We start from the raw sequence: 23716 nt of genomic DNA on the forward strand, positions 1-23716 counted from the left end.
ATCACGTACGGGGAGCCCCTCTTCGTGTGTCCTATTACGGCCTGCGTGCGGAGGTGACTCGGTAGACGTCGTAGACGCCCTCGACACCTCGTACCGCCTTCAGTACGTGTCCGAGGTGCTTCGGGTCGCCCATCTCGAAGGTGAAGCGCGAGGTGGCGACCCGGTCGCGGGAGGTCTGGACGGCCGCGGACAGGATGTTCACATGCTGGTCGGACAGGACGCGTGTGACGTCCGAGAGCAGCCGGGACCGGTCGAGCGCCTCGACCTGGATGGCGACCAGGAAGACCGAGGACTGGGTCGGGGCCCACTCGACTTCGAGGATCCGTTCGGGCTGCTGGGACAGCGAGTCCACGTTGACGCAGTCGGCGCGGTGCACCGAGACGCCGCTGCCACGGGTGACGAAGCCGATGATCGGATCGCCCGGGACCGGCGTACAGCAGCGGGCGAGCTTCACCCAGACGTCCTCGACGCCCTTGACGACCACACCGGGGTCGGCGTTGGCGCGGCGCTTGCTTCGGCCGTGCGAGGGCGGGGCGCTCTCGGCGATGTCCTCGTTCGCGGCCTCCTCGCCGCCGAGGGCCTGCACCAGTTTCTGTACGACGCCCTGCGCGGCCACATGGCCCTCGCCGATCGCCGCGTACAGCGACGAGATGTCGGGGTAGCGCATCTCGTGCGCGAGCGTGACCAGCGAGTCTCCGGTGAGGATGCGCTGGATCGGCAGGTTCTGCTTGCGCATGGCCCGCGCTATGGCGTCCTTGCCCTGCTCGATCGCCTCGTCGCGGCGCTCCTTGGAGAACCACGCCCGGATCTTGTTCCTGGCCCGCGGTGACTTGACGAAGCCGAGCCAGTCGCGCGAGGGACCGGCCCCGGATGCCTTGGAGGTGAAGACCTCCACCAGGTCACCGTTGTCGAGCGTCGATTCGAGGGGCACGAGCCGCCCGTTGACGCGCGCTCCTATGGTCCGGTGGCCGACCTCCGTGTGCACCGCGTACGCGAAGTCGACAGGGGTCGCGCCGGCGGGCAGCGCTATGACGTCGCCCTTGGGTGTGAAGACGAAGACCTCGTTGCGGGACAGGTCGAAGCGGAGCGACTCCAGGAATTCGCTGGGGTCCTCGGTCTCCTTCTGCCAGTCCAGCAGCTGGCGCAGCCACGCCATGTCGTTGACGGTGTCCTGGCCGGCGCCCTTGCCCGCGTTCCTGGGCACGTCCGTACGCACCTTGGAGGCGCCGGCTACGGCCTCCTGCTTGTACTTCCAGTGCGCGGCGATGCCGTACTCGGCGCGGCGGTGCATGTCGAACGTACGGATCTGGAGTTCGACCGGCTTGCCGTTGGGCCCGATGACCGTCGTGTGCAGCGACTGGTACATATTGAACTTGGGCATCGCGATGTAGTCCTTGAACCGGCCGGGGACCGGATTCCACCGTGCGTGGACGGTGCCGAGCGCCGCGTAGCAGTCGCGGACGGTGTCGACCAGGACGCGGATGCCCACCAGGTCGTAGATCTCCGCGAAGTCCCGGCCGCGGACGATCATCTTCTGGTAGACGCTGTAGTAGTGCTTGGGCCGACCGGTGACGGTGGCCTTGATCCGGGCCGCGCGCAGGTCGGACTGGACCTCGTCGGTCACTATCGCCAGGTATTCGTCCCGCTTGGGGGCCCGCTCGGCGACCAGGCGGACGATCTCGTCGTACATCTTGGGGTAGAGGATCGCGAAGGCGAGGTCCTCCAGCTCCCACTTGATGGTGTTCATGCCCAGCCGGTGGGCCAGGGGCGCGTAGATCTCCAGCGTCTCGCGGGCCTTCTTCTCCTGCTTCTCCCGCTTGAGATAGCGCATGGTGCGCATGTTGTGCAGCCGGTCGGCGAGCTTGATGACCAGGACGCGCGGGTCCTTGGCCATGGCGACGACCATCTTGCGTACGGTCTCGGCCTGCGCGGCCTCGCCGAACTTGACCTTGTCCAGCTTGGTCACGCCGTCGACCAGGAGCGCGACCTGGTCGCCGAAGTCGCGGCGCAGGGTGTCCAGGCCGTACTCGGTGTCCTCGACGGTGTCGTGCAGCAGTCCCGCCATCAGCGTGGCCGGGTCCATGCCCAGCTCGGCGAGGATCGTCGTCACCGCGAGGGGGTGGGTGATGTACGGGTCGCCGCTCTTGCGCTTCTGACCGCGGTGCCAGCGCTCGGCGACCTGGTAGGCGCGCTCGATCTGGCGGAGCGTCGCGGTCTCGATCTTCGGGTCGTTGCCGCGCACGGTCCGCAGCAGCGGCTCCAGGACCGGGTTGTACGGCGACGAGCGCTGTACGCCGAGCCGGGCGAGCCGGGCCCGTACGCGGTTGGAGGAGCCGCCGCCGGAGCGGGGCACTGCCGCGGGGCCGGGCTTGGGGGCGCTGACAGGCGTGGCGGGGCCCTCCGGGGACGCGGGCGCCTCCGCGGGCCGTGGGTCCGCGGGCCGCGCGTCCGAGGCCGCCGCGGGCGGCCGTGCGGCCTTCTCCTCGGCGGCGACCGGGGCCTTGTTCTGCGGCACGGCTGACGCCGCCGCGGCCTGGTCTGCGGGGTGATCGGGCGTTGCGGCGGCCAGTGGCTGGACCTCGTCCGGCAAGAGCGCTCCTTCTGCGGGGCCCCGGCCTCTCGAGCAGGCCCGGGTTGCCCATGGTATCGGCCCCACCGTGACACGTGCTCGGGAGCCCGGTCCCTACGCCCCTCACGGAGCGCTCACCCGGGCGGCCGTTGCCCGATCCCGGAGGCGCCCGAAAACGACGTGGGCGCCGCGGGAGATCCCGCGGCGCCCACGTCGTGGCTGTCGAAAGCCGTGTCAGAGCGTGATCAAGGCATCCAGCGGAGCGCCGCCCAGCGCGGGCTCCAGCCGCTCCCGGCCACCCAGGAAGCCGAGCTCCATCAGGACCGCGACGCCCACGACCTCGGCTCCGGCCCGCCGGACCAGCTCCAGTGACGCCTCGGCCGTACCGCCGGTGGCGAGGACGTCGTCGATGACGAAGACCCGGTCACCCTGCTCCAGGTCCTCGGCGTGGACCTCGATCTCGGCCGAGCCGTACTCCAGGTCGTACGACTGCGAGAGCGTCGCGCCGGGGAGCTTGCCCGCCTTGCGTACGGGGATGAACCCGACGCCCGCGCGGATCGCCACGGGCGCGGCCAGGATGAAGCCGCGTGCCTCCAGGCCGACGATCTTCGTCGCGCCGTACCGCACGCACAGCTCGGCGAGCGCCTCGGTCAGTGCGGTGAAGGCCTTCGGGTCGGCCAGCAGCGGGGTGATGTCCTTGAACACCACGCCCGGCTTGGGATAGTCGGCGACATCACGGATGCGGCTGAGCAACAGCTCCCGTGTGCTGGTGTCGGTCATCGACGCCTCCCTGAAGTACGACCGCGGCCACCGCGGTTGCGCGGGCCCGCCCCCGCACCGGCGGGCGCCGCCTCGCCGACGAGCCCGTCCTCCGAGCCGTCCCCCGCGTCGGGGTCCGCGGACTCGTCGGCCGCCTCCCCCTTGGCGGCAGCGGCGGCCCGCTTGGCGAGCACCCGCTTCTTCAGCGCCTTGATCTGCGGGTCGCGTTCCTTCAGGTCGGCGACGAGCGGCGTGGCGATGAAGATCGAGGAGTACGCACCGGCGGCGAGGCCGACGAAGAGCGAGAGCGAGATGTCGTTCAGCATGCCGGCGCCGAGGAAGCCACCGCCGATGAAGAGCAGACCGGCGACCGGCAGCAGCGCCACCACGGTGGTGTTGATGGAACGAACCAGCGTGCTGTTGATGGAGCGGTTGGCGATCTCGCTGTAGGTCCAGCGGGTCTGCTTGGTGATGTCCTTCGACCCCTCCTTGAGACTGTCGAAGACGACGACGGTGTCGTAGAGGGAGTAACCGAGGATGGTGAGCAGACCGATCACCGTACCCGGGGTGACCTCGAAGCCGACCAGCGAGTACACACCGACCGTGATGGTGAGGTCGTGGATCAGGGCGATCAGCGCCGCGACCGCCATGCGCCATTCGAAGGCGATCGCCAGATAGATCACCACCAGGATCATGAAGATCCCGAGGCCCATCCACGCCTTGTTGGCGATGGTCGCGCCCCAACTCGGGCCCACGAGGTCGGCGTTGACCTTCGCCTCGTCGACCTTCAGGTCCTTGGCGAGCTCGGTCTTCACGGCGTCCGACTGCTTGGTGTCCAGTTCGGTGATCTGGATCCGCAGTCCGCCGTTGCCGAGCTTCTGGACGATCGCGTCGTGTCCGGACGCCGACGAGGCGTACGACTGGGCCTGCGACACGGATGCGCTCGTGCTCGGGGTGGTGAAGACCGCGCCGCCCTTGAACTCGATGCCCATGTTGAGGCCGCGCACCGCCAGGCCGACGATGGCCGTGATGGTGATCAGGATGGAGAGCGCGTACCAGAACTTGCGCTTCCCGATGAAGTCGTAGCCGACCTCACCGCGGTAGAGCCGGGCGCCGAGATCGCCGAGTCGCGACATCTCACGCCTCCTTCGGGTCGGTGGGAGCGCTGACACGGCGGGCGCGGCGCAGCGGCGGCTTGGCACCGAGGCGCTGCGGGTCGAGCCCGGACCAGGGGTGGCCCCCGGAGAAGAACTTCGTGCGGGCCAGCAGCGTCATCACGGGCTTGGTGAAGAAGAACACCACGACCACGTCGAGGAGCGTGGTCAGACCGAGGGTGAACGCGAAGCCCTGGACCTTGCCGACGGTGACGAGGAACAGCACCGCGGCGGCGAGGAACGACACGAAGTCGGAGACGAGGATCGTGCGCCGGGCGCGCGGCCACGCGCGTTCGACGGCCGGGCGGAGCGTACGGCCCTCGCGGATCTCGTCTCGGATGCGTTCGAAGTACACGATGAACGAGTCCGCGGTGATACCGATGGCGACGATCGCGCCACAGACCGCGGGGAGGTTCAGCGCGAAGCCGATACCCGGCCCGAGCAGCGCCATGATCGTGTACGTCATGACGCCCGAGGCTGCGAGGCTGAGGATCGCGATCCCCGCGAGGCCGCGGTAGTACGCCACCAGGTAGATGATGACCAGGCCGAGGCCGATCGCGCCGGCGATCAGACCCGCGTCGAGCTGCTCACCGCCGAGTGCGGCGGTGACCGAGGTGACGCTCTGCTCCTGGAAGCTGAGGGGCAGCGCACCGTACGACAGGATGTTGGCCAGGTCCTGCGCGGACTGCTGGGTGAAGTTGCCGGAGATCTCCGCGTTGGCGCCGAGTGCCTGCCTCACCGAGGGAGCCGAGACGACATCGCCGTCGAGCACGATGCCGAACTGGTTCATCGGCGACTGCTGCTGCGCGAGCTTTCCGGTGATCGCCGAGAACTTCTTGGTGCCGGCACCGGTGAAGTCCATGGTGACCTTCCAGAGCCCCTGCTGGGGGTCCAGAACGGCCTTGGCGTCATCGACGTCCGTGCCTTCGAGCTCGGCGGGGCCGAGGACGTACTTCTCCCACTGCCCGCCGGAGTTGGTGCCGCAGGCCACGATCGTGTCCTTGGGCGTGGCTCCGAGATTGGCCTTGGTCCGCGCGGACTTGTTCTTGCAGTCCAGCTCCGTGAACTTCTTCTGCAGCGCGGCGGTGGCCGGGTCGGGCGGCGGCGTGGCCGACGGATCGGGCTTCGGCGAGGAGCCGGACTTGTCCGAGGAGTCGGACGTGCCCGAGGAGGAATCCGGGGAAGGAGTCTCGTCCTTCTTGAGGGCGTCCGTCACGGCCCGGCCCTGGGTGGTGGCGCTCGACGAGGGCGTCGCCTCCGAGTCCGGCTTGTCGACGGAGTCCTTGCCCGACGAAGCGCTCGACGACGAACTGGGAGAGCCGCTCGGGGAGCCGCTGCCGGAGGGCTGCGGGGCGGTCTGGCTGCCGGCCGCGACGGTCAGTACGGGCCGGAAGTACAGCTGGGCCGTGGTACCGACCTGATCCCGGGCCTGCTTCTCGTTCGTGCCCCGGGGGATGTTGACGATGATGTTCTTGTCGCCCTGGGTCTGAACCTCGGCCTCCGAGACACCAAGACCGTTGACGCGCCGCTCGATGATGCTGACCGCGGTGTCCATGTTGGTCTTGTTGATGGCGTTCGGCTTGCCCGGCGTGTTCTTCGCCTCGAGCGTGATGCTCGTGCCGCCCGCGAGGTCGATACCCAGTCGTGGCGTGACATGACCGGACCAGAACATCCCGCCCGTGAGGGCGACCATGGCAATCAGGAACAGGACCAGGGTGCGCCCTGGCCTGCCTGGGGACCCTGTCTGCCTTCGGCCCTTATTAGGTGCTGCCACCTTCTCGTTTCTCCCTGTCCAACCGCCCCACGCCGGGTGTGCGCCGGAGCGGCCACGAAGTGTTGGGGACCTGCCCCCGCAGAAATCAGCGCGCTCGTGAGCCGCGGTGGGCCGCTGAACGGCCCACCGTCACGGACGTGACTACTTCGCGCCGGCCTCGCCGTCGGCCTTGCCGTCCTTGGCCTCGGCCTTGGAGTCGGCGTCGGCCTTGGGCGCGGCGTCTTCGGCCTCGCTGTCCTTGGCCTCGGCGTCCTTCTTGGGCTCGGCGTCGTCGGCCTCGGGCTCCTTGACCAGGTCGATCTTGGCGTTGTCCGCGTCAGGGCCGGTCAGCGAGGAAGCGTCGTCCGGAACGACCGGGGCGTCGGCCTCGGTGTGGTCGTCGCCGTGCACGATGCGGTTGTACTCGTCGTCGTCCAGGACCGCACCGATCGCGTTCTTGGCGTAGACGGCGTGGACTCCGGGAGCGACCTCCAGAAGGACCATGTCGTCGTGCACCTCCTTGACGGTGGCGTACATGCCCCCGATGGTGCGGATACCGGTGCCGGGCTGCATTTCGTCGCGCATCTGCGCAGCCGCCTGCTGCTTCTTCTTGGCGGACCGGGTCATCAGGAACATGGCCCCGATGAGCACAATGAAGGGGAGGAGGGTCACGAGACTCACGGGAGGGAACTTCCTTCGCACGACCGCGCTGTCGAGCGGCCTGATATACGGGGGTGGGCACGCCGACCTGGAAGGGCGGCATCGGCGGAGTCTAAGCGAGTCCGCATCGTTGGAACAACGCCCGGCGAGGCCCCGGGGTTCCTGACCGGACGGCGCCGCTTCCCGTCACGCCCCGAACAGGCCGGGTTGCCCACCGGAGCCGGCGGCCTGCCGCGGGGGTACGAGCCCGAGGTGCGCCCAGGCGGCGGGCGTGGCGACCCGGCCACGCGGAGTACGCGCCAGCAGGCCCTCCCGTACCAGAAAGGGCTCGGCGACCTCCTCCACCGTCTCGCGTTCCTCTCCCACGGCCACCGCCAGCGTCGACAGGCCCACGGGCCCGCCGCCGAAGAGTTTGAGCAGCGCCTGGAGCACCGCCCGGTCCAGCCGATCGAGGCCACGCTCGTCAACCTCGTACACCTGAAGGGCCGCGGAAGCCACCTCACGGGTGATGTTTCCGTCCACCTTGACCTGTGCGTAGTCGCGGACGCGGCGCAGCAGACGGTTGGCGATACGGGGCGTGCCCCGAGAGCGGCCGGCGATCTCCGCCGCGCCCTCGGTGTCGATCTCCAGATCGAGGAGCTGGGCGGAGCGGTGGATGACGCGCTCCAGCTCGGTGCTCTCGTAGAACTCCATATGACCGGTGAAACCGAAGCGGTCACGCAGCGGCGGCGGCAGCAGTCCGGCCCGGGTGGTGGCGCCGACCAGGGTGAACGGCGGCAGCTCCAGGGGGATGGCGGTGGCGCCCGGCCCCTTGCCGACGATGACATCGACCCGGAAGTCCTCCATCGCCATGTACAGCATCTCCTCGGCGGGCCGGGACATCCGGTGGATCTCGTCCAGGAAGAGGACCTCACCCTCCTGGAGGGAGGAGAGGATCGCGGCGAGGTCGCCGGCGTGCTGGATGGCGGGGCCCGAGGTGATCCGGATCGGCGCGTTCATCTCGGACGCGATGATCATGGAGAGGGTGGTCTTGCCGAGCCCCGGCGCACCGGATAGCAGGACGTGGTCGGCGGTGGCGCCGCGGGCCCGCGCCGCCTTGAGCACCAGGTCGAGCTGTTCACGCACCCGCTCCTGGCCCACGAACTCGTCCAGCGACTTGGGCCGCAGCGCCGCCTCGACCGCCTGGTCCTCGCCATCGGCGGACGCGCCGACGAGCCGCTCGGCCGCGTCGGCCGACATCTGCGTCTCGCTGCTGGTGTCGTCCCAGTTCACTCAGTTTCACCTCGGAGAGCGGGCCCGTCGTGGGACGGTCCCATGGAGTACGGCACGGTCGGTGAGCCGGCGCCGGGCTCAGCGCGTCCTGTTCAGGCTCTGGAGCGCGGCACGCAGCAGTTGCGGTACGGGAGGCTGGGTCCCCTCGGCCACAGCGGCCTCGGCCTGGGGGGAGACCAGGGTCACCGCCTCGTCGGCCTCGCGGGTGGCGTAGCCGAGACCGATCAGGGCCGCGTGCAGCTGGTCGCTCCAGGAGACGGAGACGGCGGTGCCGATGCCCTGGCGGCCGACGGTGGCGCCGACCGGCTCGCCGAGCCGGTCCTTGAGCTCCAGAAGAAGCTTCTGCGCGCCTTTCTTGCCGATGCCGGAGACGGCGGTCAGCGCCTTCTCGTCGCCGGTGGCGACGGCGCGGCGCAGCGCGTCCGGAGCGTGTACGGCGAGCATCGCCTGCGCCAGCCGGGGTCCGACCCCGCTGGCGGTCTGCAACAGCTCGAACACCTGACGCTCGTCGTCGTCGGCGAAGCCGTACAGGGTCAGCGAGTCCTCCCGTACGACCAGGGAGGTGGCGAGCTTGGCGTCCTGACCGATACGCAGGTCGGCGAGGGTGCCCGGGGTGCACTGGACGGCCATGCCGATGCCGCCGACCTCGATCACGGCGGTGGTCGGGGCGAGGGCGGCGACCGGGCCGCTGACGAAGGCGATCATCGCGTGACCTTCCGTACGGATGCGGTGGTGGGGATACGGGAGGAACGGGCCGCCGCCTGTGCCTGCTGGAGGCGGTTCATGGCGGGGGCACGCCAGATATGACAGATGGCGAGCGCGAGGGCGTCCGCGGCGTCGGCCGGCTTCGGCGGGGCGTCGAGCCGCAGCAGCCGGGTCACCATGGCGCCGACCTGCGCCTTGTCCGCGCGCCCGCTGCCGGTGACAGCGGCCTTGACCTCGCTGGGGGTGTGCAGGGCGACGGGGATGCCACGCCTCGACGCACAGAGCATGGCGACCGCACTGGCCTGGGCGGTGCCCATGACCGTACGCACATTGTGCTGGGCGAACACCCGCTCCACCGCGACGAGTTCGGGCCGGTGCTCGTCGATCCAGGCCTCTATCCCCTGCTCGATAGCGACCAGCCGGGACCCGATCTCCGCGTCCGCGGTCGTACGGACCACGCCGACACCGAGCATCGTCAGCGGCCGGCCCGCCGTGCCCTCGACGACGCCCACTCCGCACCGGGTCAGTCCGGGGTCAACACCCAGAACCCGCATAGCGCCCCACTCCGTTCGATCACCCGTTCCACCCTCGGGCAGAACACCTGATCGGCACAGTATCCGTCGCCACTGACAACGCGACGGGCCGACGGGTGGGCATGTCCCCGTCGGCCGTCAGGTGAGGCCCTGTCAGGCGTCGACCTTCTCCATCACTTCGTCCGAGACATCGAAGTTGGCGAAGACGTTCTGCACGTCGTCGCTGTCCTCAAGGGCGTCGATCAGCTTGAAGATCTTGCGGGCGCCCTCCTCGTCCAGTTCGACCTGCATGGTCGGGACGAAGTTGGCGTCGGCGGAGTCGTAGTCGATACCGGCCTCCTGGAGACCGGTACGGACCGCGACCAGGTCGGTGGCCTCGCTGAGCACCTCGAAGGACTCACCGAGGTCGTTGACCTCCTCGGCACCCGCGTCCAGCACGGCGCCCAGGACATCGTCCTCGCCCAGCTCGCCCTTGGGGACGATCACGACGCCCTTGCGGTTGAAGAGGTACGAGACGGAGCCCGGGTCGGCCATCGAGCCGCCGTTGCGGGTCATCGCGACCCGCACGTCGGAGGCCGCGCGGTTGCGGTTGTCGGTCAGGCACTCGATGAGCACCGCGACACCGTTCGGGCCGTAGCCCTCGTACATGATCGTCTCGTAGTCGGCGCCACCGGCCTCCAGGCCGGCGCCGCGCTTGACGGCCGATTCGATGTTCTTGTTCGGTACCGAGCTCTTCTTCGCCTTCTGGATGGCGTCGAAGAGAGTCGGGTTACCGTCCACGTCGGCGCCGCCGGTACGCGCCGCGACTTCGATGTTCTTGATCAGCTTCGCGAAGAGCTTGCCGCGCTTGGCATCGATCACGGCCTTCTTGTGCTTCGTCGTAGCCCATTTAGAGTGGCCGGACATCTGCCTGTCTCCTTCGCGTAACCGGTTCTGCTCCGTTCGGCAGAGATCCTACCGGGATCCGGTCACCGTGCGGAGCGCACCATGTCACTGAAGTACCGGTGCAGCCGGTGGTCTCCCGTCAGTTCCGGGTGGAACGACGTCGCGAGGGCGTTGCCCTGCCGTACGGCGACCACATGGCCCCCGTACTCGGCGAGCACCTGGACCTCGGCGCCCACCGACTCGACCCAGGGCGCCCGGATGAAGACACCCTCGACCGGACCGCCGTCGATACCGGCGACCTCCACGGCCGCCTCGAAGGACTCGTTCTGCCGTCCGAAGGCGTTCCGCCGGACGATCATGTCGATGCCGCCGACCGTCTCCTGGCCCGAGCGGGGATCAAGGATCTTCTCGGCGATCATGATCATCCCGGCGCAGGTGCCGTACACCGGCATCCCGGCCCGTACCCGTATACGCAGCGGCTCCAGCATCCCGAACAGCACGGCCAGCTTGGACATCGTCGTGGACTCGCCACCCGGGATCACCAGCCCCTCGACCCCGTCCAGCTCCTCAGGACGCCGCACGGTCCTGGCCACGGCGCCCGCCGCGGCCAGGGCGGCCAGATGCTCCCGCACGTCGCCCTGGAGAGCCAGGACTCCGATCACCGGTGTGCTCATCGGTGCTTACCAGCCACGGTTCGCGTAGCGCTCGGTCTCGGGGAACGTGTCGCAGTTGATGCCGACCATGGCCTCGCCCAGATCCCGGGACGCCTCCGCGATGGTCTTCGGGTCGTCGAAGAAGGTGGTGGCCCGCACGATCGCGGCGGCGCGCTTGGCGGGGTCGCCGGACTTGAAGATGCCGGAGCCGACGAAGACGCCCTCGGCACCGAGCTGGCGCATCAGCGCGGCGTCCGCGGGAGTGGCGACACCACCGGCGGAGAACAGCACGACCGGCAGCTTGCCGAGCTCGGCGACCTCCTTGACGATCTCGTACGGCGCGCGCAGCTCCTTCGCGGCGGCGTACAGCTCGTTGTTGTCGTAGCCGCACAGCCGGGCGATCTCGTTCTTGATCTGACGCAGGTGCCGCACCGCCTCGACGACATTGCCCGTTCCGGCCTCGCCCTTGGAACGGATCATGGCCGCGCCCTCGGCGATCCGGCGCAGGGCCTCGCCCAGATTGGTGGCGCCACAGACGAAGGGCGTGGTGAACGCCCACTTGTCGGAGTGGTTGACCTCGTCGGCCGGGGTCAGCACCTCGGACTCGTCGATGTAGTCCACGCCGAGGGACTGAAGCACCTGCGCCTCGACGAAGTGGCCGATCCGGGACTTGGCCATGACCGGGATCGAGACGGCCTCGATGATGCCCTCGATCATGTCCGGGTCGGACATCCGGGCGACGCCTCCGTCCTTACGGATGTCGGCGGGAACCCGCTCCAGCGCCATCACGGCGACCGCGCCCGCGTCCTCGGCGATCTTCGCCTGCTCGGGCGTGACGACGTCCATGATCACGCCGCCCTTGAGCTGCTCGGCCATACCGCGCTTGACGCGTGCGGTGCCGGTCGCGGCGTTTTCCACGGACTGGGGGGTGGTGGGGAGCGGGCTGGACACGAAGCGACCTCACAGGCTGAAAACGATGGAGAACTGCCCCACCAGAGAACGCCTCAGGACCGGCCCCCAGCAAGGGCCAATGGCAGGCCGGTGGATCGTTCTCCCCGCCCGGACCCCTGCCGGGTCAGGTCCCCGGCCGGTCGGCCAGCGCGACGGGCGGCTCGTCGTCCATCTCGAAGGCGAGCGGAAACGGCGCGTGTCCGGCGAGCCGGAACCAGCGGACCTTACGGTGCCGGCGCAGGGCACGGGCAGCCCGCACGGCGTCGTTGTGGAACCGCCGGGCCATCGGTACGCGCCGTACCGCGGCGGCGAGTTCACCCGCCGCCGCCTCGCCACCGGGAGCCGCCTGTACGACCTCGACCTGCGCGGCTTCCCCGAACACGGCCCGCAGCGCCTGGCTCAGCTCGCTCTCCGCGACCTCCCGCTGGTCCTCCTCGGCCTGGCGCGCGGCGTGCGCGGCCTCGTACAGGAGGAGGGACGCGGCGGGATCGAGCACGTTCGAGGTGGCCAACTCCTGGGTGACCGAGGCGCGCCTGAGCAACTGGGCGTCGAGGGCGGCGCGGGCGGCGTCGATGCGGGTGTGCAGGCGGTCGAGACGGCCGGCGGTCCAGCTGAGGTAGAGGCCGATCGCGACGACGGCCACGACGATCCAGACAAGGGTTTCGATCACGGACGCCAACGGTATCGCCTTCCGGCGGGGGGACGGGGTGCGGTGCGGTGTGTGGGTGGTGCGGGGGCCGGGGCCTCCGGAGGCGCATGTCCGGACTGCATGATTTACGGCGCGTGCGGGCTTGTTTGCGGGTGCGGGCCGAGTAGCGCCACAAATCACGCTCTACGTCCGGACACGTCACCTCCTACGACCCCGACCCCCTCCCGCCGGATCCCCGTCTGCGGCCCGGTGGGGCATCCCCCTCCGCCCGCCTGCCCGGTGGGGGCTGCCGGTGGTCGCCCGGTCGGCTCGGTGAGGTGGAGGGGTGTGCCGCCCCGGCGCGGGAGGGGTAGTTGGTGACGGGCGGTGAAGGGGGCCGCGCAGGGGTCGTGTCCGGAACGTAAAGCGTGATTTGTGGCGCACACCAGCCCGCACCCAACAAACAAACCCGCACGCGCCGTAAATCATGCAGTGCAGGACATGACCCCGGAGCGGCACCCGGCAACAACCCGCACCCGAACCACTCACGGACACCACAACGCACCGCACGACCACGCCCCGCCGGACGGCGAAGCTCAGTCCCGCGCCAGCCCGAACCTCGCCCTCAGGCCCGTTCGTTCGTCCGTCGCCACCGACGCCGCGCCGTCCGTCACCGTCTCGTACACCGACAGAATGTCCGCCCCCACCGTCGACCAGTCGAAGCGCCGCACATGCGCGCTCCCCCGTTCCCGCAGCTCCGCGCGCCGCTCCGCGTCCCCCAGCAGTCGTACCGTCGCGCCCGCCAGCGCGTCCGCGTCCTCGTTCGTGAAGAGTTCGCCCGCCGCGCCCTGGTCCAGGACCTGCGCGAACGCGTCCAGGTCGCTCGCCAGTACCGCCGCGCCCGCCGACAGTGCCTCGACGAGGATGATGCCGAAGCTCTCGCCGCCCGTGTTGGGCGCGATGTACAGGTCGACGCTGCGCAGCAGCCGCGCCTTGTCCTCGTCGCTGACCATCCCGAGGAACTCGACCCGCGCCCGCATCTCCTCGGGCAGCGATTCCACCGCTTCCTTCTCGTCGCCGCGCCCCGCCACCAGCAGCCGTGTCTCCGGGTAGGCCGCGAGGATCTTCGGCAGCGCCTTCATCAGCACCGGGAGCCCCTTGCGCGGCTCGTCGATCCGCCCGATGAAGCCGATCGTGCGCCCCTGCCACGCCGGGTTGATCTCGGCCTTGGCGAAGAAGTCGACGTCGACGCCGTTCGGGATGACCACGGCGTCACCGCCCAGGTGCTCCACCAGTGTCCGCCGCGCGTACTCGCTCACGGCGATCCGCGCGCTGATCTTCTCCAGGGCGGGCTGGAGGATCGGGTACGCGGCGATCATCGCCCGGGAGCGCGGGTTGGACGTGTGGAAGGTGGCGACGATCGGGCCCTGCGCGGCCCAGCAGGAGAGCAGGCCGAGCGACGGGGAGGCCGGTTCGTGGATGTGGATCACGTCGAACGTGCCGTCGTGCAGCCAGCGCCGCACGCGCGCGGCCGAGAGGAAGCCGAAGTTCAGCCGGGCGACGGAGCCGTTGTACGGCACGGGCACGGCGCGGCCGGCCGAGACGACGTACGGCGGCAGCGGGGTCTCGTCGTCCGCGGGGGCCAGGACGGACACCTCGTGGCCCAGCCGGATCAGGTGTTCCGCCAGGTCCCGGATGTGGAACTGGACGCCGCCCGGCACATCCCAGGAGTACGGGCAGACGATGCCGATCTTCACTGTGGCCCCCCGGCCGGCTCGTCCGCGCGGGGTTCGAGATCCGCGAGCCACAATCGCTGCAACATGTGCCAGTCCTCCGGGTGTTCGGCGATTCCGGTGGCGAAGGCGTCGGCCATCGCCTGCGTCATCACCGACGTCTTCTCGGCGCGGGTCCCCGTCTCGGGCACGTCGACCGGCGGGTACACCCGTCCGCGCATCACCTGTGAATCGTCGAACCACAGGGCCACCGGCATCAGCAGCGCCCCGGTCTGCTGGGCCAGCAGCGCGGGGCCGGCCGGCATCCGGGCCGTGTCGCCGAAGAAGTCGACCTCGACGCCGGACTCCGACAGATCGCGGTCGGCGACCAGACAGACCAGGCCGCCGTCCCGCAGCCGCCGTGCGAGCGTGCCGAAGGCGGAGCCGCCGGTGTGCGGCAGTACTTCCATGCCGAGGCCCTCGCGGTAGGCGACGAACCGGTCGTACAGCGTTGCCGGTTCGAGCCGTTCGGCGACCGTCGTGAAGGGCACACCCTGCCGGGTGAGCCAGGCTCCGGCGAGGTCCCAGTTGGCCATGTGGGGCAGTGCCAGGACGACGCCCCGCCCGGCGGCGAGGGCGTCGGTCATGAAGGCTATGTCCTTGATCTCGACGCCTTCGCTCACCCGCTGCTTGCTCCAGGAGGGCAGCCGGAACGACTCCATCCAGTAGCGCATGTACGACCGCATGCCGGCCTTCGACAGTTCGGCGAGCCGCTCGGGCCCGGCATCGGGGACCACCCGGGCCAGGTTGGACTCCAGGCGCAGCACGCTCTTGCCGCGCCGCTTCCACACCAGGTCGGCGATGTTGCGGCCGAGGGCGCCGGCGACCGGCTCGGGGAGCTTCTGGACCACGCCCCAGCCGAGTCCGTACAGCGCGTCCGTCATCCGGTCCTTCGCGGGGCTCATGACGCGGCCCCGCTTCCCCGTGGGGTCCCGGACTCCGCGTCGGCCTCCGCCGCTTCGCGCCGTACGGTGACGACGCGCTGGCCGAGTGTCACCAGGCTGCCCGCGGCGACGATCCACAGTGCGATCGGCAGCAGGATGTCGACGCCGGGGACACCGAAGGTGTGCAGCCCGGCGAGACCGGCCGCGACGAGGGAGATGACCAGCCGTTCGGCGCGTTCCACCAGCCCGTTGACGGCCACCGGCAGCCCGATGGACTCGCCGCGTGCCTTGGTGTACGAGACGACCTGGCCGCTGGCCAGGCAGAAGATCGCGACGGCGCACAGCGCGTTGCTGTCGCCGGTGCCCGCGTACCAGAGCGCGAAGCCGCCGAATACGGCGCCGTCGGCGACCCGGTCCAGGGTCGAGTCCAGGAAGGCGCCCCAGCGGCTGGAAATCCCCGCCTGCCGGGCCATATTGCCGTCGAGGAGGTCGGAGAAGACGAAAATCGTGATGACGATGGTGCCCCAGAAGAACTCCCCGCGAGGGAAGAAGACCAGCGCACCCACCATCACTCCGGCCGTACCGATGAGCGTGACCGCATCCGGACTGACTCCACGACGGAGAAGAAATGCGGCGAACGGTGTGAGGACACGCGTGAAGAATGCACGCGCGTACTTGTTCAGCATGGCCTTCCCGAGGTTCGGTGGGCCGAGCGGCCCCTACGGCCACCGGCTGACCCATCGTAGCCAGGACCGCCACACCGTACCGGTGGGCACCCGCATCAGGCCTGCGGGTACGACGTATGGACGCACCATGGCGGGAGTGCGAAGCTCGAAGGACCACCGCGGGCATCGCCGGAGCTGCCGCGCGGCTCCGGCGGCCCGCGCTCTCCATCCCCTCACCGTGAAAACGATCGGGAGGCAGGAATCATGGGCGACAAGGCGCATACACACCCCGGGGCCGCCGGCAGGGCGGCGACGGCCGACCGTCCCTCGTCCGTACGGAACGTGGTGCTGGTCGGCCACAGCGGCTCGGGAAAGACCACCCTCGTCGAGGCCCTCGCGCTCACCGCGGGGGCGGTCAACCGGGCGGGCCGGGTCGAGGACGGCGCGACGGTCTCCGACTACGACGAGATCGAGCACCGCCAGCAGCGTTCCGTACAGCTCTCGCTCGTCCCCCTGGAATGGGGCGGGTACAAGGTCAATGTGCTGGACACCCCCGGCTACGCCGATTTCGTCGGGGAACTCAGGGCCGGTCTGCGGGCAGCGGACGCGGCCCTTTTCGTTGTGTCGGCCGCGCAGGAGGCGGAGGCCGTGGCGGGTGCGACCCGTACGGTCTGGGAGGAGTGCGCGGCGGTCGGGATGCCGCGCGCGATCGTCGTCACGCATCTGGACACGGCGCGCACCGGCTTCGACGAGATGACCCGGATCTGCGCGCGGATCTTCGGCGGGGACGATCCCGACGCCGTACTGCCGCTGTATCTGCCGGTGCACGGCGCGGAGGGGCCCGACGGGCACGCCCCGGTCACCGGGCTGACCGGGCTGCTCACCCAGAAGATCTTCGACTACTCGTCCGGGGAGCGCCGGGAGACTCCGCCCGACCCGGGGCAGCTGCCGCTGATCGAGGAGGCTCGCGGCCGGCTGATCGAGGGGATCATCGCGGAGAGCGAGGACGAGACCCTCATGGACCACTACCTCGGCGGTGGCTCGGTCGACGTCAAGACGCTGATCGCGGACCTGGAGAAGGCGGTGGCGCGCGGCATCTTCCATCCGGTGCTCGCGGCGGCTCCCGCGCCGGCCGGTGCCCGGCAGGGGCTGGGAACCGTCGAGCTGCTCGACCTGATCACCGGCGGTTTCCCCACTCCGCTGGAGCGCCCGGCCCCCGAGGTCACCACCCCGGACGGCACCCCGCGGCCGGGTATCACCTGCGATCCTCGGGGCCCGCTCGTCGCCGAGGTGGTCAAGACCGCCTCCGACCCGTACGTCGGAAGGATCTCCCTCGTACGGGTCTTCTCCGGCACGCTGCGGCCGGACGAACTGGTGCATGTCTCGGGCCACGGCCTCGCCGACCGCGGCCACGAGGATCACGACGTCGACGAGCGGATCGGCGCGCTCTCGTCCCCCTTCGGCAAGCAGCAGCGCGTGCTGGCCCACTGCGTCGCCGGAGATCTCGCCTGCGTCGGGAAGCTGTCCCGCGCCGAGACCGGGGACACTCTGTCCGCCAAGGACGATCCGCTGCTGATGGAGTCGTGGACCATGCCCGACCCGTTGCTGCCGCTCGCCGTCCAGGCCCACAGCAAGGCGGACGAGGACAAGCTGTCCCAGGGGCTCGCCCGGCTGGTGGCCGAGGACCCGACGATGCGCCTGGAGCAGAATCCGGACACGCGTCAGGTGGTGCTCTGGTGCCTGGGCGAGGCGCACATGGATGTGGCGCTGGACCGGCTGCGCAGCCGGTACGGGGTCCAGGTGGACGCCGTACCGTACCGGGTCGCGCTGCGCGAGACCTTCGGCGAGAAGTCGGCGGGGCGCGGCCGGCACGTGAAGCAGTCCGGCGGCCACGGCCAGTTCGCGATCTGCGAGATCGAGGTCGATCCGCTGCCTCCGGGGTCCGGTGTCGAGTTCGTCGACAAGGTGGTGGGCGGGGCGGTGCCCCGGCAGTTCATCCCCTCCGTCGAGAAGGGCATCCGGATCCAGGCGGCGCGCGGCGTCGCGGCGGGCCATCCGCTGGTCGACATCCGGGTCACGCTGCTCGACGGGAAGGCCCACTCGGTGGACTCCTCCGACGCCGCGTTCCAGACGGCGGGCGCCCTCGCGCTGCGGGAGGCGGCCGGTGAGGCCGCCATCCATCTGCTGGAGCCGGTCGCCGAGGTACGGGTCATGGTCCCCGACGAGTACGTGGGGCCGGTGATGAGCGACCTGTCGGGACGGCGTGGCCGGGTCGTCGGCACCGAACAGGCGGGCCCGGGAAGGACCTTGGTCAAGGCCGAGGTGCCGGAGCTGGAGATCGGGCGGTACGCCGTGGACCTGCGGTCGGTCTCGCACGGCACCGGCCGGTTCAACCGCTCGTACAGCCACCACGCGGCCATGCCACCGGCCCTGGCCGACACGTTCCACGAACGGGAAGCGAGCAACGCGTAGTTGGTGTGGCCGCCCGCCGTATCGCCGTGCGGCGGGCGGCTCCTGGGAACGTCGCGTACGTCGCGTACCGGGTGGTGACCTGGTGCGGATCACGTGACGGGGCGGTGCCGCCGGCGCGGAGGCCCGGTGGAGGTCCCGCCCCTGCGCGCGGCCGGAGGCCGACCGGTGGCCGAACCGGTGGCTGAACCGGTGGCTGAAGAGAGCCAGGACCCATGACGCGAACGGTCCCGCCCGGTTACGCTGTGGTGCCCAGCTCCAGCAGGTGTGCGGGGCACGTGGGCCGGGAACAGGCCCCGGCGAACGGATGCTTGCGGCGAGGGGGCGGCAGTGGCGGACAACGTATTCGACTTCAGCCCGGGGGCACAGGTCCCGCTCACGGGCGCGGCCGGGCAGACCGCGGCGACGCACGCCCTCGCCTCGGCGGCGTACCGGGACAGCCCGGTCGAGGAGATCCTCAAGGCCGACAACGAGTGGCACAAGTCCGGTGTGTCGAAGGGCAAGTTCTCGCTCTTCGAGCCAAATCTGGGCGAGGCGTTCTCCCGGGCCGTGCAGATGCGGACACTCGGTGGCGGCCGCGGCGCGCTGATCCAGTCCTTCGGCATGGAGCCGCAGACCGTGGTCGAGCACGCCCTGGCCGCGACGCACATCCGTAAGGAGCGGGACAAGAAACTGACCGCGGTGACCGCCCTGTTCGGGGTGCTCTTCCTGCCCGGTCTGCTGGTCTGGCTGGCCGTGTTCCAACTGCGCCGCACCATGGCGGGATCGAAGGACAAGCGGGCCGGCCTGCTGGGCGGCGTCCTGCTGACGGCCGTGGCGGTCCTGGCCGCGCTCTTCCTGATCAAGCTGCCGTTCACCGGCGTCCTGGGCTGGTATCTGCGCGGCATGATCGTCGCCCCCGTCATCGGCTGGGTGCTCGCCAAGCGGATCTGCGAGGCCACCGCGAAGGATCTGCGCCTGCGCTGGGACAACCTCCTCTCCGGCGGCGGCCTCGGCGCCAAGATCCCCGACGCCGTCCCGGGCAACCCGGGAGACTCGGCCAGGGAGGCGCTGCGCCAGGGGCTGCACCAGCTCACCGCCGAGCAGCACTCGAACGTGGTCTTCTACGCCGGACCCAAGGGGATACTCGGCATGGGCACCCGCTGGGGCAGCTGGCAGCTCGCGGAGGAGCTGGTCTCCAAGGAGCCGGGCAAGGACATCCACCAGTTCCGCAGCTATGACGTGATACGGGCGATCCACGACCAGATGAAGCTGCTGGAGCGCGGCCCGCTCAACTCCGGTGGTTTCCCCAAGCCTTCGGTCACGCACTGGATCGTGTCGCCGGTCGGCGAGGGCGCCGGTTCCGTGTCCCGGCCCGACGGCCAGGACGTGGAGGCGTACCAGGTCAAGAGCCACGAGATCCAGCGGATCTGCAACCACCAGCAGTTCGGCAGTGGCAACCGCCACTATCTGGGTGTGCAGTTCGTCCTCTGGGACGGCCAGTTGGTGATCACCATGATGATCACGGTCACCGTCCTTCACGAGACGCTGCGGATCGAGGTGACGGGGCACGCCCTGGGCCCGGTCCACTCCCTGTTCACGACGAAGTCCTCGCCGAAGACCGTCACACGCGCCAAGACGGTCCGGTTCTGGGAGACCACCTCGCACACGCTGCCGCTGGTCACGCCGCGCGAAGCGGTCCGGCTCGCGGTGCGCGCACCCTTCACCTGGTACCCGCCGATCCTCGACTTCCTCGGCGGCAAGCTGTCGCTGCCCGAGCCCTTCGGCCTGCGGCACGCCTGGGCCGACCAGCCCTGGCGTCACCGCTTCATGGCCGACGACGCGATGCGCGCCGCGACGCCGGTGCTGCGGGTGGCGCACAACGCGGCGCTGAAGGTGCTCCAGGAGCACGGCGTGGACACCGACCGCTTCAGCAGCCGGTCGTCCTCCCTCAGCGGCGCGGTGCAGGACCTGTCACCGAAGAAGGCCGACGCCTACGACGCGTAGGACCGCTCACGGCTGTACGGGCCAGGCATCCGCGAGCATCGCGCGGGTGTCGGCCAACAGCTGGGGCAGCACCTTCGTATGGCCGACGACGGGCATGAAGTTGGTGTCGCCTCCCCAGCGCGGCACCACATGCTGGTGCAGGTGGGCGGCGATGCCGGCGCCGGCCGAAGCGCCCTGGTTCATCCCGATGTTGAAGCCGTGCGCCCCGGACGCCGTGCGGAGCGCGGTCATCGCACGCTTGGTGAACAGGCCCAGCTCGGCGGTCTCCGCCTCGTCCAGTTCGGTGTAGTCGGCGACATGCCGGAAGGGCACGACCATCAGATGCCCGCCGTTGTACGGGTACAGGTTCAGCACCGCGTACACCCGCTCACCACGGGCGATGATCAGGCCGTCCTCGTCGGACTTGGACGGGATGGAACAGAAGGGACAGCCGTCCTCGGCGCCCGGCCCGGTGGGCTTGTTCTCGCCCTGGATGTAGGCCATCCGATGGGGCGTCCACAGGCGCCGAAACGCGTCCTGGGTCCCCACTCCGATCTGCTGCTCCGGCTCACTCGTCATGTTGTGCAGCATATGACTTCGGGACCGCGAAGCGTGTCGCCGGGCCCGTTCCCCGCGGCCCCCGGGATGCTGGGGCGATGTATGTCCAGAATGAACCGGACCGGCTGCGTCGCTGGGACCGGCGCATGGATCTGCCCCTTCTCCTGGCCTCGCCGGTCTTCCTCGCCTGCTACGCGGTACGCGTCCTGAACCAGAGCCCCGACCCGTTCTGGCGCGACCTCGCGCTGTCCCTGGCCCTTCTGATCTGGGCGGTCTTCGCACTGGACTTCGGGGTACGGCTGGTCCTCAGCGGTCAGGGGCTGCGGTTCGTACGGTTGCACTGGCTCGACACCGTCGTCCTCGTACTGCCCCTGCTGCGCCCCCTGCGGATCGTGAACACGTATGTGGCCGTGCAACGTCGGCGGGACCGCCCCCGGCTCAGTCTGTACGGGCGGGTGATGGCGTACGCGGGACTCACCTCCGGGCTACTGAGCTTCGCGGCCGCGCTCGCCGTCTACCAGCAGGAGCGCGGCGCGCCGGGCGCCACCATCCGTACCTTCGGCGACTCGGTGTGGTGGGCCTGCTCGGCGATCACCACCGTCGGCTACGGCGATGTGACGCCCGTGACACCGCTCGGCAGGCTGTTCGCGGTGTTCCTGATGGCCTGCGGTGTGGCGCTGCTGGGGGCGGTGACCGGTTCGTTCTCGTCGTGGCTGGTCCAGGTTTTCGACCGGGAGGACAAGGGGAGGCCCCGGGGAGACTGATGCTTCCCCGGGGCCCCTCCTGCCGGCTTCCGCCGGATCGTCCTGTCGGCTTCCGCAGATCGTCCTGCCGGCCGCCGGTACGTCAGACCTGCACGCGCTCCTCGACGACCTTCGCGATCTTCGCGATGGCCTCGTCGACCGGGATGCCGTTCTCCTGCGAACCGTCGCGGTAGCGGAACGAGACGGCACCGTTGGCCATGTCCTCATCACCCGCGATGATCATGAACGGAACCTTCAGCTTCTGATGGTTCCTGATCTTCTTCTGCATCCGGTCCGAGGAGGAGTCCACCTCGACCCGGAGGCCCTTGCGCTTCGCCGCGTCGGCGAACTCCTGGAGATACGGCACATGCGCGTCGCCGATCGGGATGCCCACCGCCTGCACCGGCGCAAGCCACGCCGGGAACGCGCCCGCGTAGTGCTCCAGCAGCACCGCGAAGAACCGCTCGATCGAGCCGAACAGCGCGCGGTGGATCATGACCGGCTGCTGGCGCGAGCCGTCCGCCGACGTGTACTCCAGGCCGAACCGCTTGGGCTGCTGGAAGTCGACCTGGATGGTCGACATCTGCCAGGACCGGCCGATCGCGTCCTTCGCCTGGACGGAGATCTTCGGCCCGTAGTAGGCCGCGCCACCCGGGTCGGGCACGAGCGGAAGCCCCTGCTTCTCCGCTGCCACGCGCAGCGCCTCGGTGGCCTCCTCCCACTCCGCGTCCTCGCCGATGAACTTGTCGGACTCGGGGTCGCGGGTGGACAGTTCCAGCTCGAACTCGGCCAGGCCGTAGTCCCGCAGCAGGTCCAGCACGAAGGTGAGGAGCGAGTCGAGCTCCCCGCCCATCTGCTCCTTGGTGCAGTAGATGTGCGAGTCGTCCTGCGTGAAGCCGCGCGAGCGGGTCAGGCCGTGCACGACGCCGGACTTCTCGTACCGGTACACGGTCCCGAACTCGAAGAGCCGCAGCGGCAGTTCACGGTAGGAACGCCCGCGTCCCTTGAAGATCAGGTTGTGCATCGGGCAGTTCATGGCCTTGAGGCGGTAGTTCTGGCCGTCGAACTCGATGGGCGGGAACATGCTCTCCGAGTAGTTCGGCAGGTGCCCCGAGATCTCGAAGAGATGCTCCTTCGAGATGTGCGGGGTGTTCACGAACTCGTAGCCGGAGTCCTCGTGCCTCTTGCGCGAGTAGTTCTCCATCTCCTTGCGGATCACGCCACCCCTGGGGTGGAAGACCGCGAGACCCGGGCCCAGCTCGTCCGGGAAGGAGAACAGGTCGAGCTCGGTGCCGAGCTTGCGGTGGTCACGCTTCTCGGCCTCGGCCAGGAACTCCAGGTACGCCTTGAGCTCGTCCTTGGTCGGCCACGCGGTGCCGTAGATGCGCTGGAGCTGCGGGTTCTTCTCGCTGCCGCGCCAGTAGGCGGCGGCCGAGCGCATGAGCTTGAACGCCGGGATATTCCGGGTGGTGGGCAGGTGCGGACCCCGGCAGAGGTCCTTCCAGCACAGCTCGCCGGTCTTGGCGTCGAGGTTGTCGTAGATGGTCAGCTCGCCGGCGCCGACCTCGGCGTCGGCACCGTCGGCGGCCTGCGCGGCGTTGCCCTTGAGGCCGATGAGCTCCAGCTTGTACGGCTCGCCGGCCAGCTCCTCGCGCGCGGCCTCGTCACTGGTGACCCGGCGCGAGAACCGCTGCCCGCGCTTCTGGATCTCCTGCATCTTCTTCTCGATGGCCTTGAGGTCATCGGGGGTGAAGGGGGTCTCGACATCGAAGTCGTAGTAGAAGCCGTCCTTGACCGGCGGGCCGATGCCCAGCTTGGCCTCGGGGTGCAGTTCCTGCACGGCCTGCGCCATCACATGCGCGGTGGAGTGGCGCAGGATGGCGAGGCCGTCCTCGGAGGAGATCTCGACGGGCTCGACGACCTCGCCCTCACCGATCTCGTAGGCGAGGTCCTTCAGCTCACCGCCCACGCGCGCGGCGACGACGGTGCGCTCGCCGGGGAAGAGCTCGGCAGCCGTAGTGCCCGTCGTCACCACGCGCTCTTCCCGCTCGGAATCGCGTTGGATGATCACACGGACGTCTGACACCGGTCTCTCCTGACTCACGGGGCGCGACAGCGAACACTGCGCGCTGTGAATC

20 protein-coding genes are annotated in these 23716 nt (G+C 69.7%); 3 read left to right on the forward strand and 17 right to left on the reverse strand.

Annotation, left to right across the window (positions count from 1 at the left end; genetic code table 11):
* Positions 1–34 precede the first annotated feature (34 nt).
* The 15 genes from ACIQD6_RS17015 to pgsA all read right to left on the reverse strand — a co-directional run bounded on the left by ACIQD6_RS17015 (position 35) and on the right by pgsA (position 15864).
* Positions 35–2590, reverse strand: coding sequence for a RelA/SpoT family protein (locus ACIQD6_RS17015; protein WP_401883179.1), 2556 nt, complete (start codon positions 2588–2590; stop codon positions 35–37).
* Positions 2591–2803: 213 nt separating this feature from the next.
* Positions 2804–3349, reverse strand: a complete 546-nt coding sequence (locus ACIQD6_RS17020) for an adenine phosphoribosyltransferase (RefSeq protein ID WP_401883182.1) — start codon at positions 3347–3349, stop codon at positions 2804–2806.
* Complete coding sequence (gene secF / locus ACIQD6_RS17025; RefSeq protein WP_401883184.1) at positions 3346–4464, reverse strand: protein translocase subunit SecF; 1119 nt, start codon at positions 4462–4464, stop codon at positions 3346–3348. The genes ACIQD6_RS17020 and secF overlap by 4 nt, the downstream gene beginning before the upstream one ends.
* 1 nt (position 4465) lies before the next feature.
* Positions 4466–6256: a protein translocase subunit SecD gene (gene secD / locus ACIQD6_RS17030; RefSeq protein ID WP_401883187.1), complete on the reverse strand. Its 1791-nt coding sequence runs from the start codon at positions 6254–6256 to the stop codon at positions 4466–4468.
* Positions 6257–6397: 141 nt separating this feature from the next.
* Complete coding sequence (gene yajC / locus ACIQD6_RS17035; RefSeq protein WP_401883190.1) at positions 6398–6916, reverse strand: preprotein translocase subunit YajC; 519 nt, start codon at positions 6914–6916, stop codon at positions 6398–6400.
* 165 nt (positions 6917–7081) lie between these two features.
* Positions 7082–8167, reverse strand: coding sequence for a Holliday junction branch migration DNA helicase RuvB (gene ruvB, locus ACIQD6_RS17040; RefSeq protein WP_401883193.1), 1086 nt, complete (start codon positions 8165–8167; stop codon positions 7082–7084).
* 78 nt (positions 8168–8245) lie between these two features.
* Complete coding sequence (ruvA, locus tag ACIQD6_RS17045; protein ID WP_401883196.1) at positions 8246–8872, reverse strand: Holliday junction branch migration protein RuvA; 627 nt, start codon at positions 8870–8872, stop codon at positions 8246–8248.
* Positions 8869–9426, reverse strand: coding sequence for a crossover junction endodeoxyribonuclease RuvC (gene ruvC / locus ACIQD6_RS17050; protein ID WP_401883199.1), 558 nt, complete (start codon positions 9424–9426; stop codon positions 8869–8871). The genes ruvA and ruvC overlap by 4 nt, the downstream gene beginning before the upstream one ends.
* Positions 9427–9558: 132 nt before the next feature.
* Entirely contained in the window at positions 9559–10311 is a 753-nt protein-coding gene (locus tag ACIQD6_RS17055) for a YebC/PmpR family DNA-binding transcriptional regulator (protein ID WP_401883202.1), read from the reverse strand.
* Positions 10312–10373: 62 nt separating this feature from the next.
* Positions 10374–10964 carry a pyridoxal 5'-phosphate synthase glutaminase subunit PdxT gene (pdxT, locus tag ACIQD6_RS17060; protein ID WP_401883204.1) on the reverse strand — a complete coding sequence of 197 codons (591 nt, stop codon included), beginning with the start codon at positions 10962–10964 and terminating at the stop codon, positions 10374–10376.
* Positions 10965–10970: 6 nt separating this feature from the next.
* Complete coding sequence (pdxS, locus tag ACIQD6_RS17065; protein WP_401883207.1) at positions 10971–11894, reverse strand: pyridoxal 5'-phosphate synthase lyase subunit PdxS; 924 nt, start codon at positions 11892–11894, stop codon at positions 10971–10973.
* Positions 11895–12018: 124 nt separating this feature from the next.
* Entirely contained in the window at positions 12019–12564 is a 546-nt protein-coding gene (locus tag ACIQD6_RS17070; protein WP_401883210.1) for a hypothetical protein, read from the reverse strand.
* Between the two features lie 554 nt (positions 12565–13118).
* A complete protein-coding gene (locus ACIQD6_RS17075; RefSeq protein WP_401883212.1) occupies positions 13119–14279 on the reverse strand; it encodes a glycosyltransferase family 4 protein in 1161 nt (386 codons plus the stop codon).
* On the reverse strand, positions 14276–15199 hold the full coding sequence (locus ACIQD6_RS17080; RefSeq protein WP_401883214.1) for a phosphatidylinositol mannoside acyltransferase: 924 nt from the start codon (positions 15197–15199) through the stop codon (positions 14276–14278). Before ACIQD6_RS17080 ends, ACIQD6_RS17075 begins: the two co-directional genes overlap by 4 nt.
* Positions 15196–15864, reverse strand: coding sequence for a phosphatidylinositol phosphate synthase (gene pgsA / locus ACIQD6_RS17085; protein WP_401883216.1), 669 nt, complete (start codon positions 15862–15864; stop codon positions 15196–15198). The genes ACIQD6_RS17080 and pgsA overlap by 4 nt, the downstream gene beginning before the upstream one ends.
* A 243-nt stretch (positions 15865–16107) precedes the next feature.
* Here pgsA and ACIQD6_RS17090 point away from each other — a divergent pair, with 243 nt between their 5' ends.
* Positions 16108–18315 (forward strand): elongation factor G-like protein EF-G2, encoded by a 2208-nt coding sequence (locus ACIQD6_RS17090; RefSeq protein WP_401883219.1) that lies wholly within the window; start codon positions 16108–16110, stop codon positions 18313–18315.
* Positions 18316–18642: 327 nt separating this feature from the next.
* Positions 18643–20298, forward strand: coding sequence for a hypothetical protein (locus tag ACIQD6_RS17095; RefSeq protein ID WP_401883220.1), 1656 nt, complete (start codon positions 18643–18645; stop codon positions 20296–20298).
* 6 nt (positions 20299–20304) lie between these two features.
* Here ACIQD6_RS17095 and ACIQD6_RS17100 read toward each other — a convergent pair whose 3' ends face one another.
* Positions 20305–20868 (reverse strand): HIT family protein, encoded by a 564-nt coding sequence (locus tag ACIQD6_RS17100; protein WP_401883223.1) that lies wholly within the window; start codon positions 20866–20868, stop codon positions 20305–20307.
* A gap of 65 nt (positions 20869–20933) precedes the next feature.
* On the opposite strand from ACIQD6_RS17100, the gene ACIQD6_RS17105 reads away from it, so the two are divergent.
* On the forward strand, positions 20934–21599 hold the full coding sequence (locus ACIQD6_RS17105; protein WP_401883226.1) for a potassium channel family protein: 666 nt from the start codon (positions 20934–20936) through the stop codon (positions 21597–21599).
* Positions 21600–21681: 82 nt separating this feature from the next.
* Here the strand turns inward: ACIQD6_RS17105 and thrS are convergent, their stop codons facing one another.
* Entirely contained in the window at positions 21682–23664 is a 1983-nt protein-coding gene (gene thrS, locus ACIQD6_RS17110) for a threonine--tRNA ligase (RefSeq protein ID WP_401883229.1), read from the reverse strand.
* Positions 23665–23716: the final 52 nt, after the last annotated feature.

Origin of the sequence: Streptomyces sp. NPDC088400 (genome assembly GCF_044753355.1) — a bacterium.
GTDB lineage: Bacteria > Actinomycetota > Actinomycetes > Streptomycetales > Streptomycetaceae > Streptomyces.